The organism is Mycobacterium noviomagense (genome assembly GCF_010731635.1).
In the GTDB taxonomy this organism is placed as follows: Bacteria; Actinomycetota; Actinomycetes; order Mycobacteriales; family Mycobacteriaceae; genus Mycobacterium; species Mycobacterium noviomagense.
The window spans coordinates 1,251,509-1,270,231 of the sequence record NZ_AP022583.1; the positions used below are offsets into that span (position 1 = coordinate 1,251,509).

Genomic DNA, 18,723 nt, shown 5'->3' on the forward strand with positions numbered 1-18,723 from the left:
GCCGAAGGTTTTCGCGTGATGCCGACTTCTACTGCTACGTGCCACCCCACGGGTTGACCACTTGGATGCCTGTGCCTTCGAAGTCGGCGGCGTTGCGCGTCGCTACGCCAGCACTCCACTGCCGACAAATTGCCGCGGTCTGTGCATCCGCCATACTGATCGGCCGTCCAGCCAATTCCCTTGACGCGACGATGTCGGCATAGTGGACTGCTGCCGGCCCATCGAAGGGCAGAATCTGCTCGGCAAAATCTTCCACCAGCAGCGCACCAACTTTGGAGAACAAGTCCCGCTTGCGGCGCCCTTCTGGCAGCCATGAGACGCCGTACATCAGTTCTGCCGCCGTCACTGCGGTTATGAACACGTCCGACGCGTCAAATGCGTCCACCCATTGCACCACACCAGGGTCTGGTGCCTTGCGCATCAATTCGGATACAACGTTGGTGTCGAGAACGATCAACCACGAAGCTCCGCGGCTCGCGGAAGCTCAGTGCGCGCGGGAAGTTCAATCTCCGCGTTCTCGCCGCCGGAGAACCGCTGCCGAATCCGAGTTCCCATCCCGATGCCGGACGACGGACGCGTCAGCACTGCTCGCAAGATCTCGCGCACCTCTGCTTCCATGGATCGGCCCTTCTTCGCGGCACGCACACGTAGCGCCGCTTTGAGTTCGTCATCCAAGTCGCGGATCGTCAAGGTTGCCATGCCAACCTCCGGTGCTGTCGTTGACTTCAGCTAGCAGCACGGCGGCTCAGCCGCCGGCCACCGAAATCGATTTGGTGTCGAGGTAGCTTTCGATGCCTTCGCGGCCCAATTCCCTGCCGTAGCCGCTGCCTTTGACGCCGCCGAACGGCGCGAAGGGGTCCATGGTGTAGCCCTGGTTCACCCCGAACGTGCCGGTGCGGACACGTGCGGCCAGCGCCACCCCGCGCTCGGTGTCGCCGGTCCACACCGAGCCGGCCAGCCCGTAGTCGGAGTCATTGGCGATGCTGATCGCCTCGTCGTCGTCGCGGTAGACGATGACGGTCAGCACTGGGCCGAAGATCTCTTCGCGCGCGATGCGCATGCTGTTGTCGACGTCGGCGAAAAGTGTCGGCCGCACGTACCATCCGCGTTCGAGGCCGTCGGGCATGCCGGCGCCGCCGGTAACCAAGCGCGCACCCTCCTGTTGGCCTTTGTCGATGTAGCCGAGCACCCGCTGCTGCTGCCGCTGCGACACCAGCGGACCCAGCTGGGTAGCCGGATCGCTCGGGTCACCAACCCGAAGCGCGTGCATTTCTGTTGATAGCGCATCAACGAACTCGTCGCTTCGGTTGGCGGGCACCAGGATTCGGGTGAGCGCATTGCAGATTTGCCCGCTGTTGGACAGGCTGGCCGATCGGACACCCGTAGCCACCGCCGCCGGATCGGCGTCGTCGAGGACGATTGCCGCGGACTTGCCGCCGAGCTCCAGGCTCACCCGCTTCAAGCCGGCCGCGCACGCCTCAGCCACGCGCTTTCCGGCGGCGGTGGATCCGGTGAACGACACCTTGTCCACGCCCGGGTGCCCGACCAGATACGCGCCGACGTCGGCACCGCCGGGCAGCACGCTGACCACACCGGGCGGCAGCTCGAGCTGTTCGATCAGTTCGGCGAGCAGCAGCGCGTCAAGCGGCGATTCCGGTGCCGGCTTGAGCACCACGCAACAGCCGGCCAGCAGCGCGGGCACCAGCTTGGTGACGATCAGGAACTGCGGCATGTTCCACGGCACGATCGCGGCGACCACGCCCACCGGTTCGCGGCGGATCCGGATATCGGCGCCGTAGCAACCGCGGCGAGTTTCCTCCCATGGAAACCCTTCGGCCAGCGAGCAAAACGCGGTCATCATCATCCACGGCAGACCGACCTGGGCGCGCTGGGCGAAACTGATCGGAGCACCGATCTCGGCGGTGATCAGCTCAGCAATATCTGAGCGCCGCTGGTCATAGAGTGCGGCCAGCCGCCGCACCGCATCGATGCACTCGGACGGATCGAGCCGCGGCCAAGGACCGTCGTCGAACGCCTTTCGCGCGGACGCGACCGCGGCGTCGACGTCGGCTGGTCCGGCGGCGGCGACCTGCGCGACCAGTTCTTCGGTGGACGGTGAGATCACTTCGATGACGGCGTCGCTGCTGGGCGCCGCCCACGTCCCGCCGATGAAGAGCTCGTCTCGCCGCTGCACGCCAACCTCCACGCTGAATATCAACTACTTGCGATTGTGCCTTCGAGCATATACCGTCAGCGCTGCGGGCAGTGGTCGTTTTCGACAGGAGTAGAGGTGCCTCGTTTTCCCAAGCCACCGGAAGGCAGCTGGACCCAGCACTACCCCGAGCTGGGAACCGGCCCGGTGTCCTACGAGGACTCCATTTCCCCGGAGTTCTACGAACTGGAGCGGGCTGCAATCTTCAAACGGGCGTGGCTGAATGTCGGTCGCGCAGAGCAACTTCCACGCAAGGGCAGCTACTTCACCAAGGAACTGAAGGTCGTCAACACCTCGATCGTCGTGGTGCGCAACACGAACGGCGAGATCAAAGCGTTCCACAACATCTGCCGGCACCGTGGCAACAAGCTGGTGTGGAACGACATGCCGGCCGAAGAGACCAGTGGCTTTTGCCGGCAGTTCCGCTGCAAGTACCACGCCTGGCGCTACGACCTTGACGGCCACCTGACCCATGTCCCGCAGGAAAGCGAGTTCTTCGACCTCGACAAGAACCGCTACGGGCTAGTGCCGGTGCACTGCGACGTGTGGGAAGGCTTCATCTTCGTCAACTTCACCAAAGAGCCCGAACAGTCGCTGCGAGAGTTCCTCGGCCCGATGATCACTGCGCTGGAAGGCTATCCGTTCGGGCAGCTGACGTCGCGGTGGTATTACCGCTCGGAGGTCAAGGCGAACTGGAAGCTCTACCTGGACGCGTTCCAGGAGTTCTACCATGCGCCGGTGTTGCACGCGAACCAGTCCCCGACCACTTACTCCAAGGCGGCGGCCGAAGCCGGTTTCGAGGCGCCGCACTACCGCATCGACGGGCCACACCGGCTGGTCAGCACCTCGGGTGTGCGAGCGTGGGAGATGGACGCCGAGATGCGCAAGCCGATGGAAGACATCTGTCGCAGCGGGCTTTTCGGGCCGTGGGACAGTCCTGACCTCGGCGAGCTGCCCGCTGGCGTCAACCCGGCCAAGTGCGACCCGTGGGGGCTGGACTCGTTTCAGCTCTTCCCCAACTTCGTGATCCTGATCTGGGGGCAGGGCTGGTACCTGACCTACCACTACTGGCCGACGTCCTACAACAGCCACATCTTCGAAGGCACGCTGTACTTCCCGCCGCCGCGCACTCCGCGCGAGCGGGTCGCCCAGGAGTTGGCGGCGGTGACGTTCAAGGAATACGGCATGCAGGACGCCAACACACTCGAGGCCACCCAATCGATGATCGAAACGCGTGCGGTTGACAAGTTCCTCCTCAACGACCAGGAGGTGCTGATCCGGCACCTGCACAAAGAGACGGCGAACTGGGTCGACGAATATCAGCGAAAGACCGTGGGGGTCTGATTCGATGACCGCCAAGCTGCCGCCCGAATTCGCCGACCTGGAGCCGTTTTCCGATTGGTGCCTATCCACCGAGCCGCAGCGCTATCAGAAGCGGCTCGCCAGCTCGATGGCCGAAATGCAAGCCTTTTACGACGCGATCACCCCGCGGGCGGAAGATGCGCTGGCCTACTGCGACAAGTTCAGCCTCGACGACCTGCCCGACGATGTCCTGAACCTGATGCACCTGCTCTATTCGATGATCATGGTGTCCTTCCCGATCGAGTGCTGGAAGCAGCCCCGTATCCCCGATTCGGGTGCATCGACATTGGATTGCGTTAGCGAACCGGTGCCGTGATCGTGCTGCGGGCCGCCCGCTGGGCGGACGTCGACTCCGGAGAGGTCCGATCACCGGCGCTGGTCGTGGCCGAGGGCGACCGGATCGCAGCAGTGAATCCCTCTGAGCCGGTTATGAATTCGGAAACCGAGATCGACCTTGGCGATGTGACGCTGCTGCCCGGGCTGATGGACATGGAGTTGAACCTGCTCATCGGCGGTCCCGGTGGGCCGGAAGGACTACCGAGCCCCATCCACGGCGTGCAGGACGACCCGGCGTATCGCACCCTGCGCGGCGCGGTCAACGCCCGTACCACCTTGGAGGCCGGTTTCACCACGGTGCGCAACCTAGGCCTGATGGTCAAGACCGGCGGATATCTGCTCGACGTCGCGCTGCAGCGCGCGATCGACCAGGGTTGGCACATCGGTCCCCGGATCGTGCCGGCCGGACATGCCGTCACACCCTACGGCGGGCACCTGGACCCGACCGTGTTCCAGCGGCTGGCGCCGGGCATCATGCCGCTGTCGGTGGCCGAAGGCATCGCCAATGGAGTGCCCGACGTGCGCGCCTGCGTGCGTTACCAGATCCGCCACGGCGCCAAGGTGATCAAGGTGTCCGCGTCGGGTGGGGTGATGTCGCACAGCACGTCGCCGGGTTCTCAGCAGTACTCCGACGAGGAGTTCGCCGCGATCGCCGACGAGGCCCACCGCGCCGGGATCCGGGTGGCCGCCCACGCCATCGGCGACAGCGCGATCCGCGCCTGCATCAAAGCCGGAATCGACTGCATCGAGCACGGCTTCCTCGCCACCGACGACACCATCCAGATGATGGTCGACCACGGGACCTTCCTGGTCTCCACGACGTATCTGACCGACGCCATGGCCGTCGACCGGGTGGCACCCGAGCTGCGCAAGAAAGCAGCCGAGGTGTTCCCACGAGCAAAAGCCATGCTGCCCAAGGCGATTGCAGCCGGAGTCCGGATCGCCTGCGGCACCGACGCGCCGGCGGTCCCGCACGGCCAGAACGCCAAGGAACTGTGCGCGCTGGTGGACCGCGGCATGACGCCGATGCAGGCGATTCGCGCAGCCACGGTCACCAGCGCCGAACTCATCGAAGCCGACCACGAACTGGGCCGGCTGGCCCCCGGTTACCTCGCCGACATCATCGCCGTCCCCGGCGACCCGTCGCACGACATCGCGACCACACTGGACGTGCGGTTCGTGATGAAAGACGGCCACGTGTACAAGCGTCCCTAGGACAGGCATGGAACTCACCGACAACATCCTGTGGCTGCTCAAGCAGGCCTTCCACTTCTCGTTGAAAACCGTCAACGACGCGATCAGCAGCCACGGGGTGACCACCGCACAGATCGGTCTGATGCGCCAGCTGGCCAACGAGCCGGGCCTATCCGGCGCGGAGTTGGCCCGCCGGCTGATGATCAGTCCGCAGGGCGTGCAGTTGGCAATCACCGCACTGGAGCGCCGCGGTCTGGTGGAGCGCAAGCAAGACCCCCAGCACGGCCGGATCTTGCAGGCCTACCTCACCGACCAGGGCCGCGCGGTGGTTTCCGCGGTGCTCGCCGACGCGCTGGCCGCCCACGAGCGGGTGTTCGGCGTGCTGGACACCGACGAGCGGCAGCTGCTGCACGATCTCCTGGCCCGCGTCGTCGAAGAAGGCACCGGCAACCCACTGTTCACGGATCACGATGAGTCAAGTACTTGATACCTATCGCAAGTACTTGATATTCTGCCTTGCGATGGACCAGACAGTGGACGGCTTCGCGCCGCTTCGGGTCAAACGAGTGGTACGCGAGACCGCCGATGCTGTCTCGCTGGTTTTCGATGTGCCGGAACCGCTTTCACAGCGTTTCCATTACCAGCCGGGGCAGTTCCTCACCCTGCGGGTGCAGGTGGACGGCCAGGAGCATCGGCGCTGCTATTCGATGTCGTCATCGCCGATGGTCGCCGATGACCTGCGCATCACCGTCAAGCGCGACCCGGGTGGTGTCGTGTCGAACTGGCTGAACGACACCGCCTCCCCCGGCGACGAGATCCATGCCGCTCCGCCGGAGGGCCGCTTCGTCCTCGGCGATTCCGATCGGGAGCTGGTCGCATTCGCCGGAGGCAGCCGGATCACCCCGGTGTACTCGTTGATCCGCTCGGCCTTGGCGGTGACCCCGCGGCGGGTGCGGCTGTTCTACGCCAACCGCAGCAGCGACTCGGTGATATTCGCCGACTCGCTGGCCCGGCTGGCCGAGCAGCACCCGGATCGGCTGCTCATCCACCATCATCTCGACGAGGACAGCGGCGTAGTGCAACCGGAGGAGATCAAGTCGTTCGTCGCCGACGCCGGTGACGCCGAGTTCTACCTCTGCGGGCCACGGGAGTTCATGGACACCGTGGAAGACACGGTGCTCCGAACCGGGGTGGCTACCGACCGAATCCATCTGGAGCGGTTCGACGTCGTCGACGCATCAGTTGCGGCAGCGACGGTCACCGAAGAAGTGACGATCCGGCTGGACCGGCGCACAACGGCGGTGCCGTACCGGGCGGGCAACACCGTGCTGCAGACCGCGCGCCTGGCCGGGCTGCAACCGCCGTCGTCGTGTGAAACCGGTTCGTGCGGAACATGTATGGCGAGACTTGTGGAGGGCAGTGTGCGGATGATCAACAACGACGCGCTCACCGAGGAGGAGGTCGCCGAGGGCTGGGTGCTGACGTGCCAATCGCTGCCGATTACTCGGACACTGAAGGTGGTGTACGAGTGACCGAGCGGGTGGCGGTGGTGACCGGTGGCGCATCGGGCATGGGTGAGGCGACCTGCCACGAGCTGGGCCGGCGCGGAAACAAGGTCGCGGTTCTCGACATCAATGGCCCAGCCGCGCAGCGTGTTTGCGACGAGCTGCGTGGCGAAGGAGTGACCGCGGTGGCGGCCGAGGTGGACGTGACCGACCGGCGCGCGGTCGAGGAGGCATTCGCCAAAGTGCGCAGCGAGCTCGGCCCGGTGGGCATTTTGGTGACCAGCGCGGGCATGGTGGGTTTCGCCCCATTCACCGAGATCACCCCGGAGGCGTGGCAGCGGATCATCGACGTCAACCTCACCGGCACGTTCCACTGCTGCCAGGTCGCGATACCCGACATGGTGGCCGCAGGCTGGGGCCGCATCGTGATGATCTCGTCGTCGTCCGCCCAGCGCGGCTCCCCCGGCATGGCCCACTACGCCGCATCCAAGGGCGCGGTGATCACGTTGACCAAATCGCTGGCGCACGAATACGCCTCGGCGGGCATTACGGTCAACAACATCCCGCCGTCAGGCATCGAAACCCCGATGCAACACCAATCGCAGGCCGCGGGCAAGCTGGCATCCAATGAGGTGTTGGCCAGCCGAATTCCGGTGGGCCACCTCGGCACCGGCGACGATATCGCGGCCGCGGTCGGGTTTTTGTGCTCAGAGGAGGCCGGCTTCATCACCGGCCAGGTGCTGGGCGTCAACGGCGGAGCAGTGATGTGACAGGAGGTTCAGGTGGCGCGATGGCCTAAACCAGCAGAAGGCAGCTGGACGCAACACTATTCGGATCTGGGCACGGGACCGGTATCGTTCCGGGACTCGACGTCGCCGGAGTTCTACGAACTGGAGCGCGAGGCAATCTTCAAACGCGCCTGGCTCAATGTCGGCCGAGTCGAAGAACTCCCCCGGGTGGGTAGCTACTTCACCAAAGACATCGCGGCGGCCGGTACGTCGATCATCGTGGTCAAGGGCAAGGACCAGACGATCCGGGCTTTCCACAACATCTGTCGGCATCGCGGAAACAAATTGGTGTGGAACGATTTTCCCGACGAGGAAACCAAAGGGGCCTGCCGGCAGTTCACCTGCAAATACCACGGCTGGCGTTACGACCTCGACGGCGCGCTGACGTTCGTGCAGCAGGAGGCGGAGTTCTTCGACTTCGATCGCGCCGATTACGGTCTGCGTCCGGTGCACTGTGACGTTTGGAACGGCTTCATCTTCGTCAACTTCGACGATGAGCCACGGCAGACTCTGCGGGAGTTCCTCGGCCCGATGATCACTGGGCTGGACGGCTACCCGTTCGACAAGCTGACCGAGCGCTACGAGTGGGTCGCTGACAACAACAGCAACTGGAAGATCTTCGCTGACGCGTTCCAGGAGTACTACCACGTGCCGTCGCTGCACCCGCAGCAGGTTCCGCCCGAGGTGCGCGATCCCAACGCCGGCTTCGAATGCGCGCATTTCCAGATCGATGGGCCGCACCGCCTGGTGTCGACGGCCGGCACCCGCCGCTGGCTGCTGGCGCCGGAGTACATGTACCCGATCGAACGGGTAACGCGCAGTGGACTTGTCGGGCCGTGGCGCACCCCCGACATCGGCGAGCTGCCGGCAGGGCTCAACCCGGGTGGCATCGAGTCGTGGGGTATCAGCAACTTCCAGATCTTCCCGAACCTGGAGATCCTGATCTACGGCGGCTGGTATCTGCTGTACCGGTATTGGCCGACGTCACACAACACACACCGGTTCGAGGCCTACACCTATTTCTCTCCCGCCCGCAGCGTGCGAGAACGCATCGAGCACGAGGTCGCCGCGGTGGTGCTCAAAGAGTTCGCGCTGCAGGACGCCGGCATGCTGGGCGGTACCCAGGCCGCGCTGGAAACCGGCATCGTCGAGGAATTTCCGCTGAGCGACCAGGAGATCCTGGTTCGCCATCTGCACAAGGTGGTCTGCGACTGGGTGGCCGACTATCAGGCCGAACGCACACCGGTGGGGGCCAGCCATGGCTGACACTTTGCTGCCAAGCGCTTTCGCCGAACTCGAGCCGTTCGCCCAAATTTGGTGCCTGCCAACCGAAGCCGAGCGGTGGGACCGGCGGATGGCCAGCAGCATGGCAGAGATGCGGGAGTTCTACGACGCATTCTTCCCCCGGTTGGAAGAGGCCATCGAATACTGCGACAAGTTCTCCCTTGACGACCTTCCCGAGGACGCACTGAACCTGCTGCACCTGGTCTATTCGCTGATCATGGTTGCGATGTCGGTGGAGATCATGCATCAAGTCAGACCCACTGACGCCGCCGACGCAGTCATGACTCGCATCAGCGAACCGGTGCCGTGAAAGGAGATGCCATGAGTCTGCTTACCGTCAACAAACTCACCTCGTCGGTGGGCGCCGAAGTCAACGGTCTCGACCCCGAGCGGCTGGCCACCGACGACGCGCTCGCCCAAGCCGTCCTCGAGGCGCTGGAAGACAACGGCGTGGTGGTCTTCCCCGATCTGCACCTGGATCCTCACGCGCAGGTGGCGTTTTGCGGTCGGCTCGGCGAGGTCGACCACTCCTCCGACGGCCATCACCCGGTGCCGGGAATCTACCCGATCACGCTGGACCCGGCGAAGAACTCGTCGGCGACTTATCTGCGCGCGACCTTCGACTGGCATATCGACGGCTGCACCCCGATGGGCGACGAATGCCCGCAGAAGGCCACCGTGCTGTCGGCGGTGCAGGTCGCCGAGCAGGGCGGCGAAACCGAGTTCGCCAGCACGTACGCGGCCTACGACGCGTTGAGCGACGACGAGAAGCAGCGGTTCGCATCACTGAAAGTCGTTCACTCCCTGGAAGCTTCGCAGCGGCGCGTCACCCCCGATCCGACGCCCGAGCAGTTGGCGCAGTGGCGCGCGCGGCCTGTCCACGAACACCCGCTGGTGTGGACGCACAACGACGGCCGAAAGTCGCTGGTGCTGGGCGCCTCAGCCGACTATGTGGTGGGCATGGACCGCGACGAGGGCCGCGCGCTGCTGGCGGAGCTGCTTGAGCGCGCCACCGTGCCGGACAAGGTCTACAGCCACCGCTGGTCGGTCGGCGACACGGTGATCTGGGACAACCGCGGTGTGCTGCACCGGGCGGCGCCCTACGATCCGAATTCGCCGCGAGAGATGTTGCGCACCACGGTGCTCGGCGACGAGCCGATCCAGTAGCCGGTCAGCGGCATGGCCCAACTGCGCGAGCAGACGTAAAAGCCCCAACTCGCCCGGCGCGTCGGGGACTTTTGCGTCTGCTCGGCCGGGATTAGCCGAACATCGAGGGGACCACTGCCTCGATTAGATGCGGGCCGGGCTCTGCGAAGCTGGCTTGTAGCGCGTCGGCGAATTCCTCGGCAGTGGTAACGCGGCGCGCCGGGACGCCCATTCCCTCGGCTAGCTTGACGAAATCGATTGCGGGACGGGTCAAGTCGAGCAGTTCGCGTGCCTTGGGGCCGGGTGTGCTTTCGGCGCCGACGCGCTTTAGCTCCAGCCGCAGGATGTCGTAGGCGCCGTTGTTGTAGATCACGGTGGTGACGTCGAGGTTCTCCCGCGCCTGCGTCCACAACCCCGAAATCGTGTACATCGCCGAGCCGTCCGATTCCAGGCACAGCACCCGGCGATCCGGGGCGGCAATCGCTGCGCCCACCGCGGCGGGGATGCCATAGCCGATCGCGCCGCCCGTCAGCGTCAGCCAGTCGTGCGCCGGCGCGCCAGCGGTGGCCTGCGCCAACAGCAGACCGGAGGTGTTGGACTCGTCGACGACGATCACGTCTTCGGGCATCAGCGCGCCGACCACGTCGGCGGCCGACAAGGCGGTCAGGGCACCGGTCGGCAGTGTCGGAAGCGACGGCGCAGCCAGCGGTGCCGGTAGACCCGGCGCCAGCTCGTCGGCCAAGACAGCCAACGCATCGGCGGCGCCGGCGGGGCCGGCGAGCTGGTGGACCTGGCAACCCTCCGGCACCAGATCGCTGGGCTTTCCCGGGTAAGCGAAGAACGACACCGGTGATGCGGCCCCGGCGAGCAGCAAGTGTCTGGCACCCTCCAACTGGCCGGCGACGGCTTCGGCGAAGTAGGCGAGGCGATCGACCGCGGGGACGCCAGCGCCGCGCTGCAGCACCGCGGGGAAGGTTTCGCAGTACCAGCGGGCGCCGGTACCCGCGGCGACACGGGCGGCCGCGCTCAATCCGGGCGCGCGGGTGGCGTCACCGCCGACGAGGATCACCGCGGGCTCTCCGGATCGCAGCACCTTGGCGGCGAGCGCGACAGCGTCGGTGTCGACGGTGGACGGGCGCGGTTGCCTCGGCGCCGCCACAGTGGTTGTGGCCCCGTCTGACCACGAAACATCCGCCGGCAAGATCAACGTCGAGATCTGGCTCCCCGCTCGGCTTTTCGCGATCGCCTCCGCCGTGTCGGCCACGACGTCGGCGGTGGCACCGGTTCGCCGTACCCAGCCGGACACGCTGCCGGCCAACGCGTCGATGTCGGATTCCAGTGGGGCGTCGTATTTCTTGTGATAAGTGGCGTGGTCACCGACAACCACCACCATTGGTACCCGGGCGCGACGCGCGTTGTGCAGGTTGGCCAACCCGTTGGCCAGCCCCGGCCCGAGGTGCAGCAGCACCGCGGCGGGCCGACCGGCGATGCGGGCATAGCCGTCGGCGGCACCGGTAGCCACACCCTCGAATAGGCCCAGCACGCCACGCATCCTCGGCACGCTGTCCAGCGCTGCCACAAAGTGCATTTCCGAAGTGCCCGGATTGGCGAAGCACACGTCGACTCCGCCGTCGACCAGGGTGTTGATCAAGGCGTGGGCGCCGTTCATCGGGGCTCCTTCACCGAAAGCTTGAAGACGCGTTCGGCATTGCGGTGCAGATACTGGCGGCGGGCTTCGTCGTCGAGCCCGAGTTCGTCGAGCCCGTCCAAGGCATGCGCGTGCGCAATCATCGGATAGTTGGTGCCGAACAACACTTTCCGTTGTCCGGTCCCGGTTTTCATGAACCGGACGAGTTCGTCGGGCAGCCGTTTGGTGGTGTAGGCCGAGGTGTCGATGTAGACGTTCTCGTGCTTGCGGGCGACGGCGACCATTTCTTCGGTCCACGGATAGCCGACGTGACCGCACACAATGACAAGCTCGGGAAAGTCGAGGGCGACCTGGTCGATATAGGGAATGGGCCGCCCGGTCTCCGAGGGCCGCAGCGGGCCGGTGTGGCCGACCTGGGTGCAGAACGGCACACCCAACTGCACGCATTCGGCGAGCAACGGATAGTAGCGACGATCCGTGGGCGGCGCGTTCCACAGCCAAGGCACCACCCGCAGGCCGACGAACCCGTCGTCGCGCACTCGTCGGCGCAATTCGCGCACCGCATCCATCGGGCGATCCAAGTCGACAGTGGTCAGGCCCGCAAACCTGTTGGGGTGCAACCTGACCCAGTTGGCGACCTCGTCGTTGCTGATCAGGTCGTGGCCGTTGGGGCCACGCCACGCCGACAGCAGACCGAGATCCACTCCCCCCGCATCCATGGAGGCGATGGTGGCCTGGATCGGGACCTCAGCATCGGGTATCGCGCCGCCCGTCCAGCGCCGAAGCGAGGCGAGCATGTCGCTGCCCAAGAACCGCAGAGTCGGGTGCTGCATCCACACGTCGATGGTCATGTCGCCTCGACTGTAGACGCAGGCTAGCTGTCGCGAGTGCCGCCCTCAGGCACTTACGTGGTTGGCATGCACCTCGTCGGCGGGCCGGGCTTCGGTCTGCTCCTTGGCCCAGCGGTAGTCCGGTTTGCCCGCCGGTGATCGCTTGATCTCATCGAAGTACCAAAGCTTGCGCGGCACTTTGTATCCCGCGATCTCGCTGCGCACGAACTGGTCCAGTTCGGCCAAGGTCGGGCGGTTCCCGGGTCGTGGTTGCACGACGGCGGCCACACATTGGCCGTAGCGCTCGTCAGGCACGCCGACCACCAGGGCGTCGAACACGTCGGGGTGGCCTTTCAGAGCGGCCTCGACTTCTTCGGGATAGATCTTCTCCCCACCGCTGTTGATGGACTGCGAGCCGCGGCCCAACAGGGTCACCGTGCCGTCTTCCTCGACGGTCGCATAGTCGCCGGGGATCGCGTAGCGCACGCCGTTGATCTCCTTGAACGTCGCCGCGGACTTCTCTGGGTCCCTGTAGTAGCCGACCGGGACATGACCGCGCTTCGCGATGACGCCCCGCACACCGGACCCTGGCTTGACCTCGTTGCCGTCCTCGTCGAGCACCACGGTCCACTTGTCGATCGTGACCCGCGGCCCGCCGGTGTGTGCCTCGCCTTTGGCGACGACACTGATCCCGCCGAAGCCGGTTTCCGAGGAGCCGATAGAGTCGGTGATAACCCGATTGGGCAGCAGCTCGAGCAGTTTCTCCTTAATGCTCGGCGAGAACAGCGCCGCGGTGCTGGCGAGCAGATACAGCGAGGACAGGTCGTAGTCGTTGTCCTTGCTCAAAGCGTCGAGCAGCGGTCGCGCCATCGCATCGCCGGTGAAGAACAGCAGGTTGACCTTGTGCTTGTGAATTGTCCGCCAGACTTCTTCGGCGTCGAATTCCGGTGCGAGGACGATGGTTCCGCCGGAGAACAGCGCCATCCAGGTAGCGGACTGCGTTGCGCCGTGGATCATCGGCGGGATCGGGAACCGCACCATGGGCGGCCCGGCGATGGCCTGCTTGGCCAGGTCGTATTCGTCCTTGACGTATTCGCCGGTGGCGAAGTCGGTTCCGCCGAGCAGCACCCGGTAGATGTCTTCGTGGCGCCACATCACGCCCTTGGGGAAGCCGGTGGTGCCGCCGGTGTAGAGCAGGTAGATGTCGTCCGCGCTGCGGGGGCCAAAATCGCGCTCGGGTGAGCCCTGCTCGAGCGCGGTGTAGAACTCGACGCCGCCGTAGCGCTGGTAGTCCTTGTCACTGCCGTCCTCGACGACCAGTACCGTCTTGACGTTCGGAGTCTCCGGCAGCACGTTGGCGACACGGTCGGCGTACTGACGCTCATGCACCAGCGCCACCATGTCGGAGTTGTCGAACAGGTAGCGCAGTTCGCTCTCGACATAGCGGAAGTTGACGTTGACGAGGATCGCGCCCGCCTTCACGATGCCCAGCATCGCGATCACGATCTCGTTGCGGTTTCGGCAGTACAAGCCGACCTTGTCGTCTTTCTTGACACCCTGGTCGATCAGGTAGTGGGCCAGACGGTTGGCCTTGTCCTCCAGCTGCGCGTAGGTCAGCTGGTCGTCGCCGCAAATCAGGGCGACGCGGTCAGGCACGGCGTCGATGGCGTGCTCGGCGAGGTCGGCGATATTCAGGGCCACGGCCCCCAAATTAGAACGTGTTACATTTCCTGACAAGTCTGGGGTCGACATGCAGGAAGGCAGACACCGGTGAGCGAGCCTGAAAAACAACCCGACGCCCTCGTTGAGCAGCGCGGACACACCCTCGTCGTCACGCTGAACCGGCCCGAGGCTCGCAACGCGCTGAGCACCGAAATGATGCAAATCATGGTCGAGGCGTGGGACCGCGTCGACAACGATCCCGACATCCGCTGCTGCATCCTGACCGGCGCCGGCGGCTACTTCTGCGCGGGCATGGACCTCAAAGCCGCGACCGCCAGGCCACCGGGCGACTCGTTCAAGGACGGCAGCTACGACCCGTCGCGCATCGACGCGCTGCTCAAGGGCCGTCGGCTGAACAAACCGCTGATCGCCGCGGTCGAGGGCCCGGCCATCGCCGGCGGGACTGAGATCCTGCAAGGCACCGACATCCGGGTCGCCGGTGAGAGCGCCAAGTTCGGCATCTCCGAGGCCAAGTGGAGCCTGTATCCAATGGGCGGCTCGGCGGTGCGCCTGGTGCGGCAGATCCCCTACACCGTGGCCTGCGACCTGCTGCTGACCGGCCGGCACATCACAGCCACCGAGGCCAAGGAGATTGGGCTGATCGGCTATGTGGTGCCCGACGGGCAGGCGCTGACCAAGGCGCTGGAGATCGCGGAGGTCATCTCGAACAACGGTCCGCTGGCCGTGCAGGCGATCCTGCGGTCCATCCGGGATACCGAAGGCCTGCCAGAAAACAAGGCGTTCAAGATCGACACCCAGCTCGGGATCAAGGTGTTCCTGTCCGACGACGCCAAGGAAGGCCCCTTGGCGTTCAAGGAGAAACGCACCCCGCAGTTCAAAGGTCGCTGACTTCGCCGATTTCCGATCTGGAAGGCACCCTATGGGCACCTATGCAGTCACCGGATCGGCGTCGGGAATGGGCCGGGCGACCGCGCAGCGGCTGCGCGAGCGAGGTCACGCTGTCATCGGCGTGGATATCAAGGACGCCGACGTGGTCGCGGACCTGTCGACACCCGACGGTCGCACGCAGGCCGCTTCGCGTGTGCTCGCCGCCGCCGACGGCCGGCTTGACGGAGCCGTGCTGGCTGCCGGGCTCGGTCCAAGCCGCGGTGCCGATCGTCTGCGCCGCATCGCTGAGGTGAACTACCTGGGTGTGGTGGAGCTGCTCGAGCGGTGGCTATCGGCACTCGCAGCGACGAACCAGGCGAAAGTGGTTGTGCTGTCCAGTAATTCGACGACGACAACGCCCGCAGTTCCGGCGCGTACGGTGCGAGCGCTGTTGTCGGGCGACGTCGACAAGGCGGTGCGCAGCATGCGCGTGTTGGGGCCGGCGCGCCCGGCGATCATGTATGCCGCATCGAAAATTGCGGTCAGCCGGTGGGTGCGCCGCCACGCGATTCGGCCGGAGTGGGCCGGCGCCGGTATTCGTCTCAACGCGTTGGCTCCGGGTGCGGTGATGACGCCACTTCTGGAAGAGCAGCTGTCGGATCCGCGGCAGGGCAAGGCAGTCCGGCGGTTCCCGGTCCCTGTCGGCGGTTTCGGCGACGCCGGACAGCTCAGCGAATGGGTGTGTTTCATGCTCTCCGACGCCGCCGACTTTATGTGCGGCAGCGTGGTGTTCGTCGACGGCGGCACCGACGCCCACTTCCGCCCCGACGACTGGCCGCGGCCGGTACCCACCCGCCGGCTAGTGGGCTACCTCCGGCGGTTTCGGAATCAAACCGGTTGAGGGCGTCGACCCGTGCATCGCGCGCACTGACTCGACGATGGCAGCCTTCGGGCATCGCCACGTCATACCGAGTTCCTTCAGCGTTGTGCTGTCGTCGGTCGGTGTGGCGGCGGTGAGCAGCATCGCTGCCTCGTAGCTCAGTCCGTCGGCCAGCGAAACGTAGCGGTTGGCGACATCGGCGGCGCGACCCAGAACGCGGAAAGTTCGCGGCGAGAGCCGGATCCGGCGCACCGGACGCCCGAGGCCCTCTTCGAGCGCGTCCACCACCTCGTCGAAGGTGAGCATCAGCCCACCGCAGACGTAGCGACGCGGGCCGCGGCCGCGTTCCATCAGGCGCACGTGCACCTCGGCGACATCACGTACGTCGACCATCTGCATGCCGCCGCGCACGGACGGTGCAACCGACCAGCGCACGATCGGCGCCCAGCCGCGTTCGGTTACACCGGGGGCCGTACCAAACGCCGGGCCGACCACGCTGGAGGGATAGGTCACCACAACCGGTGCGCCGGCGGCCTGCAGCCGGCGCGCGACGTGGTCGGCATAACCCTTGGTCTGGGCATAGGCGCTGCGGCCAGACGCCGTTGGGGACTTCTCGGAAATCACGCCATCCGGCGGCGGGAACAGCGCGCTGTAACTGCTCACCAACACCACCGGGTCGAGCCCGAGATCAACCGCACGCGTCAGCACAGCTTCGGTCGCGTAGGCGTTGATCTCCCACATCAACCGTTTGTGGCGCTCGCTTGTGCCGACTACTCCCGCGGCGTGCAGCACCGCGTCGACATCGGCGAGCAGATTGCTGATCGTCGGCGCGGCTCGCAGGTCACCGACCATTACTGTGACCGGTCCGAGGCCCCGCAACCGGTCGATGACGGCGGCGTCGGCCTCCGCCGGATGTACCAGCAACCTCACCTCATGGCCGGCGTCGAGCAGCGCGCTGACGGTGTGAGCGCCCACATATCCAGTTCCGCCCGTTACCGCAATGCGCAACCCGTTCACGAGCGCCGTCGAGGGGCCGTCGGGGTGAACACCACGGGCATCGACTCCAAGCCGCTGACGAAGTTCGCGGGCCGCAGTGGCAGCCTGTCGTCGGAGGCCAGTCGCAGGTCCGGCAGCCGCTCCACGATTCGCCTGGTCATCAGCGTCAACTCCAGCCGGGCCAGCTGATTACCCAGACAGAAATGCGTACCAAAACCGAACGCTAAGTGGCTGTTGGGGTTTCGGGTGATATCGAAGCGCTCAGGCTCGTCGAACTCCGCTTCGTCGAAGTTGGCGGACTCGAAGAGCAGCATCATCTTCTCGCCCTTGTACAGCTGGGTGCCGTGGAATTCGGTGTCCGCCGTTAGGGTGCGGCACATGTTCTTCACCGGCGAGGTCCAGCGCAGCATCTCCTCAATTGCGCTGGGCAGCAACTGATCCGGATCGCGTTGCAGCATCTCCCACTGGTCACGGTTACGCAGGAGCTGCTCAGTGCCGCCGGAGAGCGTGTGCCGGGTGGTCTCGTCGCCGCCGATGAGGATCAGCAGTGTTTCCATGACGAGCTCGTCGTCGGAGAGCCGCTCGCCGTCGACTTCAGAACTCACCAACACACTGACCAGGTCTTCGGTCGGCTCTTGCCGGCGCGCGGCAATAGTGGCCCTGGTGAACTCGTTGTAGGCGGCGAAGGCGTCCATGGTGACCTGGAAATCCTCTTGCGAAACATGGGAACTGAGGAACGCCACCAGATCGTCGGACCACTTGAGGAACATGTCGCGCTGTTCCGGGCGCACTCCGAGCATGTCGCCGATGACCGCCATCGGCAGCGGAGCGGCGAGGTCTCGGACAAAGTCACACTCGCCGCGTTCACACACGGCGTCGATCAGCGTGTCACAAAGCTCAGCGATCGACCGTTCTTTGTCCTTCACCTGCTTGCGGGTAAAGCCGGCGTTGACAAGCTTGCGCCGCAACAGATGTGGCGGATCGTCCATGTCGATCATCATCGGCAGCGCGTCCTGGTCGGGCCGGATCCCGCCGGTGTTGGAGAACAGTTCGGGATTGCGCTCGGCGTCGATGATGGCCTGATACGTCGATGCGGCGGCCAGACCGTTGCGGTCGCGAAACACGGGCTGGTTGGTCCGCATCCAGCGATATGCAGCCCGGGCCCCTCCACTGGCATAAAACGTGCCGTCGGTCAGGTCTACGTCAGGAACTGCGATCGCTTCAGTCATCGCCACCCTCCCCACTACAGTGAGCGTCATGTCTGCCTCGCAACACACCATCGCCGGCACGGTGTTGACCATGCCGGTCCGCATCCGCAAAGCCGATGTGCATAGCGCGATGTTCTCGGTCGCCGCCGATGCCGCGCAGCGGCTCATCGACTACAGCGGCCTGGAGGTCTGCCAGTATCGGCCCGGACGCGCCGTGGTCAACCTGATGCTGGCCCGCTACTTCGACGGCGACCTCGGGCAGTATCACGAATTCGGTACCGCGGTCATGGTCAACCCGCCGGGCTCGCATGCGCGCGGGCTGCGGGCACTGGGATCGGCCGCAGCGTTCATCCATCACCTGCCGGTCGACCAGTCGTTCACGTTGGAAGCCGGCCGCCGCATCTGGGGCTTCCCGAAAATCATGGCCGACTTCACCGTGCGGGAGGAGCGCCACTTCGGATTCGACGTCAGCGCCGACGGCTCGCACATCGCGCACATCGACTTCAGCCCCGGCCTGCCGGTGCCGGCGGTGTTCACCTCGCGGCCACAAGTGCTGAAGACCTACACCTACGCCGAGGGCAACACCCGCGAAGTGCCCTGGGAGATGAACACGACCGGCGTGCGTGGCCGCATCGGGGGCGCCACGCTGCGGCTCGGCGATCACACCTACGCCAAGGAGCTGGCGTCGTTGGGGCTGCCCAAGCGCGCGCTGGTGTCGGGATCGGTGCGCAACGTCGAGATGACCTTCGGCGACGCCCGCGCGATCTGACCAGGTCACCCGGTC

20 protein-coding genes are annotated in these 18,723 nt (G+C 65.5%); 12 read left to right on the plus strand and 8 right to left on the minus strand.

The features are described 5' to 3' along the window. Positions 1 to 34: 34 nt before the first annotated feature. Genes G6N15_RS05850 through G6N15_RS05860 form a run of 3 tightly spaced genes read right to left on the minus strand, consistent with a single transcriptional unit; the run spans position 35 to position 2,194 of the window. Positions 35 to 457: a type II toxin-antitoxin system VapC family toxin gene (locus tag G6N15_RS05850; RefSeq protein WP_083085426.1), complete on the minus strand. Its 423-nt coding sequence runs from the start codon at positions 455 to 457 to the stop codon at positions 35 to 37. Continuing rightward, on the minus strand, positions 454 to 699 hold the full coding sequence (locus G6N15_RS05855) for a FitA-like ribbon-helix-helix domain-containing protein (protein WP_083085428.1): 246 nt from the start codon (positions 697 to 699) through the stop codon (positions 454 to 456). The genes G6N15_RS05850 and G6N15_RS05855 overlap by 4 nt, the downstream gene beginning before the upstream one ends. Before the next feature lie 46 nt (positions 700 to 745). Next, positions 746 to 2,194, minus strand: a complete 1,449-nt coding sequence (locus tag G6N15_RS05860; protein ID WP_083085593.1) for an aldehyde dehydrogenase — start codon at positions 2,192 to 2,194, stop codon at positions 746 to 748. A gap of 96 nt (positions 2,195 to 2,290) precedes the next feature. Here G6N15_RS05860 and G6N15_RS05865 point away from each other — a divergent pair, with 96 nt between their 5' ends. Genes G6N15_RS05865 through G6N15_RS05905 form a run of 9 tightly spaced genes read left to right on the plus strand, consistent with a single transcriptional unit; the run spans position 2,291 to position 9,848 of the window. Then, positions 2,291 to 3,556 (plus strand): aromatic ring-hydroxylating oxygenase subunit alpha, encoded by a 1,266-nt coding sequence (locus tag G6N15_RS05865; protein ID WP_083085430.1) that lies wholly within the window; start codon positions 2,291 to 2,293, stop codon positions 3,554 to 3,556. Between the two features lie 4 nt (positions 3,557 to 3,560). Then, positions 3,561 to 3,890 carry a hypothetical protein gene (locus tag G6N15_RS05870; protein WP_083085431.1) on the plus strand — a complete coding sequence of 110 codons (330 nt, stop codon included), beginning with the start codon at positions 3,561 to 3,563 and terminating at the stop codon, positions 3,888 to 3,890. After that, positions 3,887 to 5,125 (plus strand): metal-dependent hydrolase family protein, encoded by a 1,239-nt coding sequence (locus G6N15_RS05875; protein ID WP_083085432.1) that lies wholly within the window; start codon positions 3,887 to 3,889, stop codon positions 5,123 to 5,125. The genes G6N15_RS05870 and G6N15_RS05875 overlap by 4 nt, the downstream gene beginning before the upstream one ends. Positions 5,126 to 5,132: 7 nt before the next feature. Then, on the plus strand, positions 5,133 to 5,591 hold the full coding sequence (locus G6N15_RS05880) for a MarR family winged helix-turn-helix transcriptional regulator (RefSeq protein WP_083085433.1): 459 nt from the start codon (positions 5,133 to 5,135) through the stop codon (positions 5,589 to 5,591). Between the two features lie 34 nt (positions 5,592 to 5,625). Beyond that, positions 5,626 to 6,636, plus strand: a complete 1,011-nt coding sequence (locus G6N15_RS05885; protein ID WP_083085434.1) for a ferredoxin--NADP reductase — start codon at positions 5,626 to 5,628, stop codon at positions 6,634 to 6,636. Further along, the gene (locus tag G6N15_RS05890) at positions 6,633 to 7,379 is read left to right on the plus strand and encodes an SDR family NAD(P)-dependent oxidoreductase (RefSeq protein ID WP_264019261.1); all 747 of its coding nucleotides are present in this window, start codon (positions 6,633 to 6,635) and stop codon (positions 7,377 to 7,379) included. The genes G6N15_RS05885 and G6N15_RS05890 overlap by 4 nt, the downstream gene beginning before the upstream one ends. Positions 7,380 to 7,391: 12 nt before the next feature. After that, positions 7,392 to 8,663 carry an aromatic ring-hydroxylating oxygenase subunit alpha gene (locus G6N15_RS05895; protein ID WP_083085435.1) on the plus strand — a complete coding sequence of 424 codons (1,272 nt, stop codon included), beginning with the start codon at positions 7,392 to 7,394 and terminating at the stop codon, positions 8,661 to 8,663. Beyond that, positions 8,656 to 8,991, plus strand: coding sequence for a hypothetical protein (locus G6N15_RS05900; protein ID WP_083085437.1), 336 nt, complete (start codon positions 8,656 to 8,658; stop codon positions 8,989 to 8,991). Before G6N15_RS05895 ends, G6N15_RS05900 begins: the two co-directional genes overlap by 8 nt. A gap of 11 nt (positions 8,992 to 9,002) precedes the next feature. After that, complete coding sequence (locus G6N15_RS05905) at positions 9,003 to 9,848, plus strand: TauD/TfdA dioxygenase family protein (protein WP_083085440.1); 846 nt, start codon at positions 9,003 to 9,005, stop codon at positions 9,846 to 9,848. A 91-nt stretch (positions 9,849 to 9,939) separates the two neighbouring features. On the opposite strand, the gene G6N15_RS05910 is transcribed toward G6N15_RS05905, so the two are convergent. Genes G6N15_RS05910 through G6N15_RS05920 form a run of 3 tightly spaced genes read right to left on the minus strand, consistent with a single transcriptional unit; the run spans position 9,940 to position 14,057 of the window. Continuing rightward, entirely contained in the window at positions 9,940 to 11,496 is a 1,557-nt protein-coding gene (locus G6N15_RS05910; protein ID WP_083085442.1) for an acetolactate synthase large subunit, read from the minus strand. Then, positions 11,493 to 12,326 (minus strand): amidohydrolase family protein, encoded by an 834-nt coding sequence (locus tag G6N15_RS05915; RefSeq protein ID WP_083085444.1) that lies wholly within the window; start codon positions 12,324 to 12,326, stop codon positions 11,493 to 11,495. Before G6N15_RS05915 ends, G6N15_RS05910 begins: the two co-directional genes overlap by 4 nt. Before the next feature lie 45 nt (positions 12,327 to 12,371). Continuing rightward, positions 12,372 to 14,057 (minus strand): acyl-CoA synthetase, encoded by a 1,686-nt coding sequence (locus tag G6N15_RS05920; protein ID WP_083085446.1) that lies wholly within the window; start codon positions 14,055 to 14,057, stop codon positions 12,372 to 12,374. Between the two features lie 18 nt (positions 14,058 to 14,075). Here G6N15_RS05920 and G6N15_RS05925 point away from each other — a divergent pair, with 18 nt between their 5' ends. Continuing rightward, a complete protein-coding gene (locus G6N15_RS05925) occupies positions 14,076 to 14,876 on the plus strand; it encodes a crotonase/enoyl-CoA hydratase family protein (protein WP_083085448.1) in 801 nt (266 codons plus the stop codon). A 31-nt stretch (positions 14,877 to 14,907) separates the two neighbouring features. Next, complete coding sequence (locus tag G6N15_RS05930; RefSeq protein WP_083085451.1) at positions 14,908 to 15,756, plus strand: SDR family oxidoreductase; 849 nt, start codon at positions 14,908 to 14,910, stop codon at positions 15,754 to 15,756. Here the strand turns inward: G6N15_RS05930 and G6N15_RS05935 are convergent. Both G6N15_RS05935 and G6N15_RS05940 read right to left on the minus strand, forming a co-directional pair. Then, positions 15,715 to 16,743 carry an NAD-dependent epimerase/dehydratase family protein gene (locus G6N15_RS05935; RefSeq protein WP_083085598.1) on the minus strand — a complete coding sequence of 343 codons (1,029 nt, stop codon included), beginning with the start codon at positions 16,741 to 16,743 and terminating at the stop codon, positions 15,715 to 15,717. The genes G6N15_RS05930 and G6N15_RS05935 overlap by 42 nt on opposite strands. Before the next feature lie 5 nt (positions 16,744 to 16,748). Beyond that, complete coding sequence (locus G6N15_RS05940) at positions 16,749 to 17,960, minus strand: cytochrome P450 (RefSeq protein ID WP_083085600.1); 1,212 nt, start codon at positions 17,958 to 17,960, stop codon at positions 16,749 to 16,751. 28 nt (positions 17,961 to 17,988) lie between these two features. On the opposite strand from G6N15_RS05940, the gene G6N15_RS05945 reads away from it, so the two are divergent. Beyond that, entirely contained in the window at positions 17,989 to 18,708 is a 720-nt protein-coding gene (locus G6N15_RS05945) for an acetoacetate decarboxylase family protein (RefSeq protein ID WP_197910681.1), read from the plus strand. Positions 18,709 to 18,723 lie beyond the last annotated feature (15 nt).